General features: G+C 76.0%; 10 protein-coding genes and 1 pseudogene. 5 read left to right on the top strand and 6 right to left on the bottom strand.

The features are described 5' to 3' along the window. The first annotated feature begins 79 nt into the window (after positions 1–79). The 3 genes and pseudogenes from Q3W71_RS02800 to Q3W71_RS02790 all read left to right on the top strand — a co-directional run bounded on the left by Q3W71_RS02800 (position 80) and on the right by Q3W71_RS02790 (position 5,570). On the top strand, positions 80–847 hold the full coding sequence (locus Q3W71_RS02800) for a 3-oxoacyl-ACP reductase (RefSeq protein WP_302917690.1): 768 nt from the start codon (positions 80–82) through the stop codon (positions 845–847). Next, positions 844–1,552, top strand: a pseudogene (locus Q3W71_RS02795) (gamma-glutamyl-gamma-aminobutyrate hydrolase family protein). The gene Q3W71_RS02800 and the pseudogene Q3W71_RS02795 overlap by 4 nt, the downstream one beginning before the upstream one ends. A 361-nt stretch (positions 1,553–1,913) precedes the next feature. Continuing rightward, positions 1,914–5,570 (top strand): SpoIIE family protein phosphatase, encoded by a 3,657-nt coding sequence (locus Q3W71_RS02790; RefSeq protein ID WP_302917689.1) that lies wholly within the window; start codon positions 1,914–1,916, stop codon positions 5,568–5,570. 65 nt (positions 5,571–5,635) lie between these two features. Here Q3W71_RS02790 and Q3W71_RS02785 read toward each other — a convergent pair whose 3' ends face one another. Then, positions 5,636–5,950 (bottom strand): STAS domain-containing protein, encoded by a 315-nt coding sequence (locus Q3W71_RS02785; RefSeq protein WP_302917688.1) that lies wholly within the window; start codon positions 5,948–5,950, stop codon positions 5,636–5,638. Between the two features lie 95 nt (positions 5,951–6,045). Here Q3W71_RS02785 and map point away from each other — a divergent pair, with 95 nt between their 5' ends. Beyond that, the gene (gene map, locus Q3W71_RS02780; RefSeq protein ID WP_088995449.1) at positions 6,046–6,903 is read left to right on the top strand and encodes a type I methionyl aminopeptidase; all 858 of its coding nucleotides are present in this window, start codon (positions 6,046–6,048) and stop codon (positions 6,901–6,903) included. Beyond that, positions 6,900–7,616, top strand: coding sequence for a VIT1/CCC1 transporter family protein (locus Q3W71_RS02775; protein ID WP_302917687.1), 717 nt, complete (start codon positions 6,900–6,902; stop codon positions 7,614–7,616). Before map ends, Q3W71_RS02775 begins: the two co-directional genes overlap by 4 nt. 65 nt (positions 7,617–7,681) lie before the next feature. Here the strand turns inward: Q3W71_RS02775 and Q3W71_RS02770 are convergent, their stop codons facing one another. The 5 genes from Q3W71_RS02770 to Q3W71_RS02750 form a co-directional block, all read right to left on the bottom strand. Further along, on the bottom strand, positions 7,682–8,419 hold the full coding sequence (locus Q3W71_RS02770) for a nucleotidyltransferase domain-containing protein (RefSeq protein ID WP_302917686.1): 738 nt from the start codon (positions 8,417–8,419) through the stop codon (positions 7,682–7,684). Positions 8,420–8,480: 61 nt separating this feature from the next. Next, entirely contained in the window at positions 8,481–8,978 is a 498-nt protein-coding gene (locus Q3W71_RS02765) for a nitroreductase/quinone reductase family protein (protein ID WP_302917685.1), read from the bottom strand. Between the two features lie 58 nt (positions 8,979–9,036). Beyond that, positions 9,037–11,754, bottom strand: a complete 2,718-nt coding sequence (locus tag Q3W71_RS02760) for an FtsX-like permease family protein (RefSeq protein ID WP_302917684.1) — start codon at positions 11,752–11,754, stop codon at positions 9,037–9,039. After that, positions 11,751–12,515, bottom strand: coding sequence for an ABC transporter ATP-binding protein (locus tag Q3W71_RS02755; RefSeq protein WP_302917683.1), 765 nt, complete (start codon positions 12,513–12,515; stop codon positions 11,751–11,753). Before Q3W71_RS02755 ends, Q3W71_RS02760 begins: the two co-directional genes overlap by 4 nt. Beyond that, a complete protein-coding gene (locus tag Q3W71_RS02750; RefSeq protein ID WP_302917682.1) occupies positions 12,512–13,093 on the bottom strand; it encodes a PadR family transcriptional regulator in 582 nt (193 codons plus the stop codon). Before Q3W71_RS02750 ends, Q3W71_RS02755 begins: the two co-directional genes overlap by 4 nt. Positions 13,094–13,134 lie beyond the last annotated feature (41 nt).

Below are 13,134 nucleotides of genomic sequence, written 5' to 3'. Positions count from 1 at the left end.
CGCGCGGGCGCGGGCCGGGCGGCAGAGGGGTAGGGCCGGCGGCGGGACGTCCGGCCGGACGAGCAGATGGGGGAGGACCATGCAGGGTCGGTTGCAGGACCGGGTGGCCGTGGTCACCGGGGCGGGCAGCGGGATCGGGCTGGCCACGGCGCGGCGGTTCGCCGCCGAGGGGGCCCGGGTGGTCTGCGTCGACATCGACGTCGAGGCCGGCAAGCGGGCCGCGGACGGGGTCCGCGGGGAGTTCGTCGCGGCGGACGTGGCCGACGAGGCGGCCGTCCGGGACCTGTTCGACGGGGTGGCCGCCCGGCACGGCCGGGTGGACGTCGCGTTCAACAACGCCGGCATCTCGCCGCCGGACGACGACTCGATCCTGACCACCGGGATCGAGGCCTGGGAACGGGTGCTGCGGGTCAACACCACCAGCGTCTACCTCTGCTGCAAGTACGCCATCCCGCACATGCGGCGGCAGGGCAAGGGCTCGATCATCAACACCGCCTCGTTCGTGGCGCTGGTGGGGGCGGCCACCTCGCAGATCGCGTACACCGCGAGCAAGGGCGGGGTGCTGGCGATGACCCGGGAGCTGGGCGTGCAGTTCGCCCGGGAGGGCATTCGGGTCAACGCGCTCTGCCCCGGCCCGGTCGCCACCCCGTTGCTGCGGGAACTCTTCGCCGCCGACCCGGAACGGGCCGCCCGCCGGCTGGTGCACGTGCCGATGGGCCGGTTCGGCGAACCGGAGGAGATCGCCGCCGCGGTGGCCTTCCTGGCCAGCGACGACGCCTCGTTCATGACCGCCGCCCAGTTCGTCGTCGACGGCGGCATCACCGGCGCGTACGTGACGCCGCTGTGACCCGGCCGCTGATCGGGGTCACCGCGTACGTCGAACCGGCCGCCTGGGGGGGTCTGGCGGGACGTCCCGGCGGTGCTGGTGCCGCGGGCGTACGTCCGCGCGGTGACCGCGGCCGGCGGCCGGGCCGTGGTGCTGCCCCCGGACGACCGGGACGCCGACGTGGTGCGGGTGCTGGACGGGCTGGTGCTGGCCGGCGGGGCCGACGTCGATCCGGGCCGGTACGGCCAGCCGCCCGCGCCCCGGACCGAGAGCCGGCCGGGGCGCGATGCCGGTGAGCTGGCCCTGCTCGACGCCGCGCTGACCGCCGGGCTGCCGGTGCTCGGCGTGTGCCGGGGGATGCAACTGCTCGTGGTGGCCTGCGGCGGCGCGCTGCACCAGCACCTGCCCGACGTGGTGGGCCACGACGGGCACCGCCCCGCGCCCGGGGTCTACGGCGCGCACGGGGTGCGGTTCACCCCGGGCAGCCTGGCGGCGCGGGTGATGGCCGGGGTGGACCGGGTCGACTCGTACCACCACCAGGCGGTCGCCGACCCGGGCCGGCTGGCGGTCACCGGTTGGTCCGACGACGGGGTGGTGGAGGCGGTGGAGGACCCGGACCGCCCCTTCGTGCTGGGCGTGCAGTGGCACCCGGAGAACGCCGCCGATGCCCGGCCGATCACCGCGCTGGTCCGGGCCGCCGCCCGGGGTGCCGGCGCGCCGCGCTGACCGGTGACCGCTCCCGCGGGGTGTCCGGGGCCCGGTCCCCGGGCGGGTGATTGTGGACGGTGCCGAAATGTTACCGAGGTCACAATGAGCCGGCGGTCCGGCTCCGCCGGAGCGGGGTAAGTCCCGTCAATGGGACCGGAAGGCCTGCTGTCGCAAGCCTTCTGGGCGGCCCGCCCCGGGCGGGTCGCGGACGGTGCGGGCGGGGGGCGTCTCGCCGGCGGGTCGTAGCCGGCGTGGTGCGGGCCCACTAAGCAGCGTCCTCCGGGCGTTGTGCGTTACCTTGCTGCTTCGCCGGGGTACTGGGCGGGGCACGGCCGGTCGATCACCGGCCGAGGCGGGGATGGCCGAAGCGGGAGGCTGCATGAGCTCGGCCCTGGGGGGCGCGGACGGGGATCGACCCCTCGACGGTGCCGACGGGAAGGTTCCGGCCTCGCTGGCCGCGGCCTTCGCCAACGGCGGCGAGATGGGCGGGCGGCTGGCCGACTTCGACTGGTCCACCAGCCCGGTCGGCCATCCGAGCGGCTGGCCCCCGGCGCTGTCCACCGCGGTCAGCACCATGCTCGCCTCCAGCGCGCAGATCGTGATGTTCTGGGGCCCGGACCAGCTCGCCTTCTACAACGACGCCTACCGGCCCACCATCGGCGCCAAGCACCCGCAGGTGCTCGGCCAGCCGGCCCGCGAGCACTGGGCGGAGACCTGGGACGTGCTGGCCCCGCTGCTGGACGGGGTCCGGCGCACCGGCCGGTCCTACCGGGGTGAGGACCATCTCTTCCTCCTCGACCGGCAGGGGTTCGTGGAACAGACCTACTTCAACGTCTCCTACGACCCGATCCGCGGCGCCGACGGCACCGTCGACGGCATCTTCTGCATCGTCAACGAGACGACCGGCCGGGTGCTCGGCGAGCGCCGGCTGCGGGCCCTGGCCGAGCTGGGTTCCGAGCTGGCCGAGGCGAACGGTCTGGCCGACCTCGGCCGCACCGCCGCGGACGTGCTCGACCGGCACCGTGCCGACCTGCCCTTCGCCCTGCTCTACCTGCGCGACGCAGCCGGCGAGGTCACCCTCGCGGGCTGCCCCGGGGTGGACGCCGGGTCGGTGACCCTGGCGCCGTCGGCGGTGCTCGACCGCCTCGACCCCGACGGCGCCACCGCCGTGGAGGTCACCGACCTGCTCGACGCGGTGCCCGCCGACGCCGCCGGGCAGGCGCTGCTGCTCCCGGTCGCCGCCGCCAACGAGATCGTCGGCGCCGTCGTGCTCGGCGTCGCCCGCCGGCTTCCGCTCACCGCCGACTACCGCGACTTCCTCGACCTGGTCGCCGCGCAGCTGTCCCGGGCGGCCGGCCGGCAGCTGGCGTACGAGCAGGAGCGGGCGCGGGCCGCCGAGCTGGCCGCCCTGGACCGGGCCAAGACCAACTTCTTCGCCAACGTCAGTCACGAGTTCCGCACCCCGCTCACCCTGGTGCTCGGCCCGCTGGAGGAGCTGCTCGCCGACCCGGCGCTGGCCGGGGCGCACACCGACCGGCTGACCACCATGCACCGCAACGCGCTGCGACTGCTCAAGCTGGTCAACACGGTGCTCGACTTCTCCCGGCTCGAATCGGGTCGGCTCACCGCCCACTACCAGCCCACCGACCTGGCCGGCTACACCGCCCAACTGGCCAGCACGTTCCGCTCGGCGACCGAGCGGGCCGGCCTGCGCCTGGTGGTGGACTGCCCGCCGCTGCCGGCGCCGGTCTTCGTGGACCGCGACATGTGGGAGAAGATCGTCCTCAACCTGGTCTCGAACGCGGTGAAGTTCACCTTCGACGGCGAGATCCGGGTCCGGATCGCCGCGGTCGACGACGCCGCCTGGCTGGAGGTCAGCGACACCGGCGTCGGCATCGATCCGGACGAGCTGGCGCACGTCTTCGAGCGCTTCCACCGGGTCCCCGGCACGCGCTCGCGTACCCACGAGGGCACCGGGATCGGGCTCGCGCTGGTCCGCGAGCTGGTCGAGATGCACGGTGGGCGGGTGGCCGTCACCAGCCGGGTCGACGCTGGCAGCACGTTCACGGTGACCGTCCCGTTCGGCACCCGCCACCTCCCGGCGGACCGGGTGGCCCACGCGGCGCACCCGCGCCCCGAGCCGCTGCAGGCCGACCTCTACGTCGCGGAGACCGCGCTGTGGACCGGGTCGGTCACCGACCAGGCTCCGGCCGGCCCGTCCGCCGGGCCCCCCGCCGGCCGGATCCTGCTCGCCGACGACAACGCCGACCTGCGCGAACACGTCACCCGGCTGCTCTCCCCGACCTGGGAGGTGGTCGCCGTCACCGACGGCGTGGAGGCGCTGCGGCGGGCCATGGAGAGCCCGTTCGACCTGGTGCTGACCGACGTGATGATGCCCCGGCTGGACGGTTTCGGGCTGGTCGCCGCGCTGCGGGCCGACCCGCGCACCCGGTACGTGCCGATCGTGCTGCTCTCCGCCCGGGCCGGCCCGGCCGAGGCGGTCGCCGGGCTGTCGGTCGGTGCCGACGACTACCTCACCAAGCCCTTCTCGAGTCAGGAACTGGTCGCCCGGGTCCGGACCAACGTCGAACTGGGACAGCTGCGCGGGCAGATCATCCGGCGGCTGCGCGGCCTGGCCGACGCGGCGGTGGCGGTCAACAGCGCCCGCACCACCGCCGAGGTGTGCCAGGTCGCCGCGGGGCACGCGCTGAACCTGGCCGAGGCGGCCCGGGTGGTGGTGTCGGCCGGCGGGATCCGCTACGAGGCCGACGCGGGCGGCGTCACCTCGCCCGAGCCCTCGTTCACGCTGCCGCTCACCGGCACCGCCGGGGAGGAACTCGGCGAGCTGCGGGTCTGGCGCGCGGCCGGGGACGGCGCGGACACCGACGAGGCCGCGCTCACCCAGCTGGCCCGGCTGGTCGGCGTCCGGCTGGAGAACGCCCAGCTCTACGAGGCCGAACACCGGATCGCCAGCACCCTGCAACACAGCCTGCTGCCCCGCTCGCTGCCGCAGCTGCCCGGCGCCGTGGTGGCCAGCCGCTACCTGCCCGGCTCCGCCGACGTGGAGGTCGGCGGCGACTGGTACGACGTGGTCGCGCTGGGCGACGACGAGCTCGTCCTGGTGATCGGCGACGTGGTCGGCAAGGGGGTCCGGGCGGCCGCGGCCATGGGCCAGCTGCGCAACGCGCTGCGGGCGTACGTGCTGGAGGGCTTCGACCCCGGCGAGTCGCTGACCCGGCTCAACCGGCTCGTCGGCAGCACCGAGGGGCGCTCCTTCGCCACCGTGGTCTGCCTCTGGTTCAGTCCCCGCACGGGCCGGCTCCGGTACGCCAACGCCGGTCACCCGTCCCCGCTGCTGATCAGAGGAGAGCAGGTGGCGTTCCTGCACGACCGGGCACTCGGGCCGCCGGTGGGCGCCATCCCCGACACCTCCTACGGCACCGCCGAGGGGGAGCTGACCGCGGGCAGCCGGCTGCTGCTCTACACCGACGGCCTGATCGAGGACCGCCGCCTCGGCATCGACGAGGCGCTGGCCCGACTGCGCGCCGACGCCACGAAACCCGGCGAGCACGTGGCCGACCTGGTCGACGCGGTGGTGCGCCGGGTCGCCCAGCGGCCCCGCCGGGACGACGTGGCGGTGCTCGCGCTGGAGGCCACCGAACTCAACCGGTTCGCGCTGCGACTGCCGGCCGACCCGACCCGGTTGAGCGTGCTGCGCAAGCGGCTGGAGGACTTCCTGGTCGCGCACCGGGTCGGCGAGACGGACCTGTTCGACCTGACGGTGGCGGTCTCCGAGGCGGCGGCCAACGCCATCGAGCACCCGGTCGACCCGACCGAGGCGACGATCGGCGTCGAGGTGACCATCGAGGACCGCACGGTGGTGGCCACCATCCGCGACAGCGGCCGGTGGCGGGAGCCGACCGGGGCCGGCTTCCGCGGGCGCGGGCTGTCGCTGATCAGGGCGCTGGGGGAGCTGACCGTCACCCGTACCGCCGACGGGACGGAGCTGACGCTGCGCCGGCGGCTGCAGGACTGAGCCGGCCGGGCCCGGCGCGGGACCGGGCCCGGCGGGCCGCACACGGAACCGGGCCGGGCAGCGGGTCAGGCGGGGTTCAGCCAGCTCTGCTCGCCCAGGCCGGCGATCGTCAGCACCCGGTCGACCTGCCGGGACGGCAGCACGGTGAGCGTGCCCGGGAACTGCTGGGCGAGCCGCACCAGCGCGTGGATCGCCGCCGAGTCGAAGAAGGTGACCGCGCGCAGGTCGAGCGTGATCCGCTCGGCGGGCTCGCGCAGCGCGGTCTGCAGCATGGTGTCGGCGGTCGCCATGTCGACCTCGCCGGCGACCACCACGCGGAGGTGGTCACCGTCGATCTCGGCGCTCGCCGAGAAGACGGGAGGAGTGCCCCCTTGATCCACGCGAACACGATGGCACAGGCGGCCTGGCTGGGCAACTGTCCCCGCGGGGTGGGCGGTGGCGCGGCTCACCCCGCCCGCGGCGATAGGCTTGCGTCATGACCGTCCGTGCGCCGCTGACCCCAGGCACGCTCTCCCCGTGGCGGCAGGTGCCCGCCCACATTCCCCGCCCGGAGTACGTGGGCAAGAAGCGTCCGCAGGAGTGGCGTGGCTCGCACGTGCAGACGCCGGAGACGATCGAGAAGATGCGGATCGCCGGTCGGCTCGCCGCCCAGGCCACCCAGCTCGCGGGCGAGCACTGCAAGCCGGGCGTGACCACCGACGAGATCGACCGGGTGGTGCACGAGTTCCTCTGCGACCACGGGGCCTACCCGTCGACGCTGGGCTACAAGGGCTTCCCGAAGTCCTGCTGCACCAGCCTCAACGAGGTCATCTGCCACGGCATCCCGGATTCGACGGTGCTGGAGGACGGCGACATCATCAACGTCGACGTCACCGCGTACATCAACGGGGTGCACGGCGACACCGACGCCACCTTCTGCGTCGGCGAGGTGAGCGAGGAGGCCCGGCTGCTGGTCGAGCGGACCCACGAGGCGATGATGCGGGGCATCCGCGCGGTCGCCCCGGGCCGGCAGATCAACGTGATCGGCCGGGTCATCGAGTCGTACGCGAAGCGCTTCGGCTACGGCGTGGTACGCGACTTCACCGGGCACGGCATCGGGGAGTCCTTCCACAGCGGCCTCTACGTGCCGCACTACGACAGCCCGCGCCCCACCGACGTGATGGAGCCCGGGATGACCTTCACCATCGAGCCGATGATCACCCTCGGCACCCACCAGTACGACATGTGGGACGACGGCTGGACCGTGGTCACCAAGGACCGCAGGTGGACGGCCCAGTTCGAGCACACCATCGTGGTGACCGAGGACGGCCACGAGATCCTGACCCTGCCGTGACCGAGACCCCGGCCGCCCTGCGCGAGGCCCACCACGCGGACGTGTCCGGCGGCTGGCTGCGTCCGGCCGTCTTCGGCGCGATGGACGGCCTGGTCACCAACATCGCCCTGATCGCCGGCGTCGGCGGCGGCGGGGTGTCGCCGCGCAGCATCGTGCTGACCGGCACCGCCGGTCTGGTGGCCGGCGCCATCTCGATGGGGCTGGGCGAGTACACCAGCGTCCGCTCCGCCAACGAGCAGGTCGCCGCCGAGGTGGCCAAGGAGCGCCGGGAACTGGAACGCCACCCCGAGGCGGAGGCCCGCGAGCTGGCCGACGCCTGGGTGGCCCGGGGGCTGCCCCGCGACCTCGCCACGCAGGTCGCCGAGGCGGTCCGGCGCAACCCGGAGGAGGCCCTGCGGGTGCACGTCCGGGAGGAGTTGGGCGTCGACCCCGACGACCAGCCCAGCCCGTGGGCGGCGGCGATCTCGTCGTTCCTGTTCTTCTCCGTCGGCGCCCTGGTGCCGCTGCTGACCTACCTGTTCGGGTTCACCAACCTCTGGCTGGCGCTCGGGGTGGGTGGCCTCGGGCTCTTCGCGGCCGGCGGGGTGGTGGCCCGGTTCACCAACCGGCCCTGGTGGTCCAGCGGCCTGCGCCAACTGCTGCTGGGCGGCGCCGCCGCGACGGCCACCTACCTGATCGGCGCCCTGATCGGCGTCCAGGGCGGCCTCGGCTGACCCGGCGGCCGGTCGGTCGGCCGCTCGGCGGGACCGACCCGCCGTTCGCGGCGCCGCCCCCGGTCTCAGCCGTCGAGCAGGTCGTCGACGGTGCCGTCGACCGGGCGGCCGCGGGCGGCCAACTCCTCGGCCTGCCGGGTGAGCACCCGGCCCACCTCGGTCATGTCCGCGCCGGCCAGGCCGGTCCGGCGCACCGCGTCGCCCGGATCCCGGAAGTAGGTGCGGCTGAGCAGGCCGCTCACGCTCGCCGCCGCCAGCCGCGCCTCGCCGAGCATCAGCAGGGCCTGGTCCGTCTCGTACCACTCGGCCAGCCGGGCGGCCCGGGCGTGCGCCGCGCTGCCCCGGTACCAGGCCCGCCGGGCGGCGGTGCTGAACTCGGCGGGCCGGGCCCGGGCCAGCCGGCCCAGGTGCTCGTCGCGCAGCGTGCGCAGCCAGCCGGTCGGGTCGTGCAGCGGCCGGGTGGTGACGAACCGGTCGGCGGTCAGCGGCCACAGCGAGGTGATCGTGCGGGCCCGGGCCAGGTAGTCGTCCGCGCCGGCGACGGTCAGGTCGACCAGCACGCCGTCGACCCGGCGGGTGGCGGCCGGCGGCCCGGCGCCGGGCCGGTAGGTGACCACCAGCAGCCCGAGTTCGCCATCCCCGCCGCCGTCGTCGTCGCCGTGTGCCAGCGGGCCGTGCACCGCCACGGCCAGCACGTCGGCCGGGAACCGCCGCCGGACGGCGTCGGCCACCCGCTCGGCCACCGGCCACCGTGGATCGCCCAGGTGCCCGTCCGTCCCGGCGTTCGCGGTGCTCGCGTCCACGCCGATCACCCCTGCCTCGTGCGCAGCGCCGCCCGTCGGCCGGGCGCCGTCTCCACCCTAGTCAGGCTCCGCCGGGGTTGGCGGCTGCGCCGCGCCCGGTCGGCACCAGCCGGAAGACGCGGATCTCCCGGCCACCGGCCCGCTGGACGTACGTCCGGTAGGCCGGCCACTCGGTGACCAGCAGGTGCCAGAGCCGCTCCCGCTCGGCGCCGGTGGCCACCTCGGCGCGCACCGGGATCCGGCGGCCCTTGACGGCCACCTCGGCGGCCGGGTCGGCGAGCAGGTTCAGCGACCAGCCGGGCTGGTGCGCCTGGCCCCAGTTCGAGCCGACCACCACGTACGCGTCGCCGTCGGGCACGTAGAGCAGCGGGTTGCTGCGCGGCTTGCCGGAGCGGCGACCGGTGGTGGTGATGACCAGCGACGGCACCAGGCCGAGGGCGACCACCCGCCCCCGGGTCAGCCGCCCGACCAACCGGTCGGCGGGGACGAGCAGGCGGGCGGCGGCACCGAACCAGCGGTGGTGGCCGACTCGGCGGGTGAGGGATCCCAGCACGGGCACGGTGCCCAGTGTGCCGGCCGGCGGCCGTCCGCGGCACCCCCGGATCCGGTACGGGTGCTCAGTCGAGCCGGCGCTCCACCGGCAGCCGGGACCGGGTGAACAGGCCCGCGCCGAGCATCGCCACCAGCGGCACCAGCACCAGCACGCCGAGGACGGTCCACGGGACCACCATGGGGTACGGCTCCGCCACCGGCCAGGTCGAGGCGTACCGGCGGTTGGTCGCGGTCAGGATGATCAGGGCGGTGCCGAGGCCGGCGACGATGCCGAGCGCGGAGCCGAGCACGGCGATCACCCCGGCCTGGCAGAGCGACAACAGCCGGCGTACCCCCGGACCGGCGCCGACCGCCGCCAGGGTGGACAGGTCGGCGCGGCCCTCGGCCGCCGCGAGCCCGGTGGCGATGCCCGCGGCGCCCACGGTGACCACCCCGGACGCCGCCGCCAGCAGGAGCAGCAGCGGACGCGCCCCGCTCTCCGGTCGGCCCCGCTCGATCTCCACCTGCAGGCCGAGCGGCCGCAGCGCGGTGACGAAGCGGTCCTGCCGGCGCTGGTCCGGCACCCCGTCGATGGCCCAGCCGAGGGGCTGGGTGACCAGCCCGAGCCGGTCCGCGGCCGGCGTCGAGAGCAGCAGCCGGTGGACGCCCGTCCCGGTGCGCAGCGCGTAGCCGGGCAGCGCGGTGGTGGCCGGCGCCGGCGCGTCCGGGTCGTCGCCGAGGTGGCCGACCTGCACCCGCACCCGGTCGTCGACGAGGTAGCGCGGATCGGTCACCACCGCCCCACCGGCGCGCAGCACGGCGGTGGCGGCCGCCACGTCCGCCGGCTCGGCGCCGGTGAGGATCGGCAGCGCTGTCCCGTCGTCCACCACGACCTGGAAGTACTCGCCGTACCGGTCCGCCGGCGCGTCCCGGCAGCGGGCGTCGGCCAGGGCCCGCCGGCGTTCGGCGGCGGAGAGGCCGTCGCCGGGCGGCCACGGGCAGGCCCGCTCCGGCGGCAGCACCGGGCTGACCGAACAGGAGTCGACCCCCGGTGGGCAGTACGCCGTGCTCAGCGGCGCCACCCGGTCGGCGCCGAGATGGGCGCGGGCCGCCGCGGCGACCCGGGCCCGCGTCCCGGCGTCCGCCGCGCCCTCGGGGCCGGGCGGGCTGACCACCACGTTGCCGTACGGCATCGTCGGCTCGTACATCCGGTCGGCACGGGCCTCGTCGCTGGCCAGGTAGACGCCGAGGGCGACGCTGCCGGCGACCGCGGCCATCACCGCGGAGATGGCCGGCGCGGTGGAGGACCGGTTGCGGCTGGCGTCGCGCAGCGCGATCCGGGGTGCCAGCGGCAGCGCCCGGCCGAGCCGGGCGAGCAACCCGACCAGCGTCGGCGTGGCGAAGACCAGCCCCAGCTCGCCGAGGACCAGCCCGGCCAGGGTGACGCTCGGCGTGCTCCCGGCCGCTCCGGCGGCGGCCACCGCGGCGCCTCCGGCGACCAGCAGCAGCCCGGCGGTCAGCCACCGCCGCCGGTGCGCCGGCGCGGTGCGCCGCCCGGCCAGTCCGGCGACCACGTCCTGCCGGGCCGCCGTCCAGGCCGGTGCCAGCGCCGCGAGCACCCCGGCCAGCACCGCCACCCCGGCGATCGTCAGCAGCGCCGCCGGCCAGCAGCGGTACCCGCCGAAGCGCGCCCCGAACAGGTACTGCTCCACCAGCGGCCGGCCGGCGAACGCGACCGCGACCCCGAGCACCACCCCGACGGCGGCCCCGACCGCGCCCAGCACCACCCCGTCGGCCAGCACGATCCGGCGCAGCTGGGCGGCGTCCCCGCCGGCCACGGCGACCAGCGCCAGGTCCCGCCGCCGGCGCCGTACGCCGACCGCGAAGGCCGGGCCGACCAGGAGCACCACCTCCAGCAGGCCCAGCCCGCCGACCAGCACCAGGGTGCTCACCTGCTCGACGTCGACCGCCGGGGAGGGGACCGGCACGACGTCGGCGTCGCCGGCCAGCGGCCCGACCGGGGCCGGGGTACGCGCGGTCACCACGATCCCGCGCTGGTTGAGCCGGCGGACCAGGTCACCGTCCACGTCGGAGGGCAGGTCGACCAGGAAGGTGCTGTCGGGCACCACCGCGGGGCCGGGCGGGGTGGCCGGGTGCAGCGCCACCACCGGGCGCAGCTCCTCGGGGAAATCGACCACGCCGACGACGGTGTAGCTGGCCGAGCCGTCGGCGGTGGTGACCGTGCCACCGGGACGGACGTCCAGGCGGCGCAGCGCCGCCGGGTTCAGCGCGATCTCACCCGCCCGGCCGGGCGGGCGGCCGGAGAGCACCCGGGCCAGCCCGGCACCGAGCGGGTCGGTGAGATCGAGCACCCGGCCGGAGAGGGCCTCGTCCCGGTCGCCGACCCGGAGCGGGACCGGCACCCACCGGCGTACCTCCAGGGCCCGGCTGCCGGCGGGCAGCAACGCGCCGACCTGCTCGGCGGTCACCGGGGCGGGCTGGGCCGGGTCGCCCTCGTGGCGCCAGCCCTCCCCCCAGGCGCTCTGCGCCACCGGGCCCCGGGCGACCCAGCGCAGCTCCGCGTCGGCGGTGCCGAGCTGGCGGTCGAGCTGCTCGGCGCGGGACAGCTCGGACATGTCGTAGCTGGCCGCGGCGAAGCTCAGCGCCAGCACCGGCAGGGTGATCATCGCGAGCACCAGCGCGGTACGGCCCCGGGCCCGCCGTGCCTCCCGCCGGGCGATCCGCAGCGCCGCCCGCCAGGACCCGACCACCCCGGCGAGCCGCTCGCCGCGGCCCCGGCTCACCGCCCGCTGCCGCTCAGCAACTGCTCGACCCCGACCAGCGGAGCGGTGGTGTCGACCAGCACCCCGTCGCGCAGGAACACCACCCGGTCGGCCCAGCCGGCGTGCCGCGCCTCGTGGGTGACCAGCACCCCGGCCGCGCCCGCGTCCACCCGGCGGCGCAGCAGGTGCAGCACCGCCTCGCCGGTCTGCGAGTCGAGCGCGCCGGTCGGCTCGTCGGCCAGCACCAGCCGGCGCTCGCCGACCAGCGCCCGGGCGATCGCGACCCGCTGTTGCTGGCCGCCGGAGAGCTGGTCCGGGAAGCGGTCACCCAGCTCCGGCAGGCCCACCTCGGCGAGCGCCTCCGCGGCCAGCCGCCGGGCCCGCCGCACGCCGGCGCCGTCCAGTTCGAGCGGCAGCGCCACGTTCTCCACCGCAGTGAGGCTGCCGAGCAGGTTGAGGTCCTGGAAGATGTAGCCGATCCGGCGCCGGCGCAGCTGGGCCAGCCGCCGGCGGTCCAGCTCGCCCAGCGGCTGGCCCTCGACGCGCACCTCGCCGGCGGTCGGGCTGTCCAGCCCGCCGGCGAGCGCCAGCAGGGTCGACTTCCCGGAGCCGGACGGTCCCATCACGGCGACCAGCTCACCCGGCCGCACCGACAGGCTCACCCCGCGCAGGGCGTGCACGGCGGCCGGGCCGGTGCCGTGGGTGCGGTGCACGTCGCGCAGGTCGAGCACGGCGCCCTCGGCCGGCTGGCCCGGCCCGTGCGCGCCGCCGTCGACGCTCACCGGCGCGCCTCCTCGTCGGTCCGGTCCACCGCCCCCGGGGCGGCCGCCGGTCCGCCGGCCGGCGGCCGGTACCGCACCAGGCTGGTCTCGCAGTGGTCCAGCCAGCGCACCTCCGCCTCGGCCTGGAACACCATCGCGTCCAGCACCAACCGCCACGGCAGGTCCTCGGGCCGGTCGCTGGCGTACTTCAACCGGGTCAACTCCTGCAGCGTGCGCATGGTCGCGCTGCGCTGGGTCTGCACCACCGACCGGACGTCCACCCCGGGGGTGGTGAGCGCCAGGGCGAGCTTGATCGCCAGTTCGTCCCGGGGACGGTCGGTCCGGCTGATCGGGGTGGCGAACCACAACGTCAGGTCCGCCCGCCCGGCGTCGGTGATCTCGTACGGGCGCTGCCCGGCCTCGCTCTCCGGCAGCGACCGGACCAGCCCGTCCCGTTCCAGCCGGGACAGGGTGGTGTAGACCTGCCCGATGTTCAGCGGCCAGGTCGAGCCGGTCGACTCCTCGAACGCGGCGCGCAGCTGGTAGCCGTACATCTGGCCGCGTTCGAGCAGGGCGAGCAGCCCGTGACGGATGGACATGGCAACGGAGTATGCATACCTGGTATGTCACCCGCAACCGG

The sequence above is a fragment of the Micromonospora sp. C28SCA-DRY-2 genome (genome assembly GCF_030519475.1).
GTDB lineage: Bacteria > Actinomycetota > Actinomycetes > Mycobacteriales > Micromonosporaceae > Micromonospora.
Note: the sequence above shows the minus strand (reverse complement) of the source record. Positions and strands in the feature narration are given on the sequence as shown.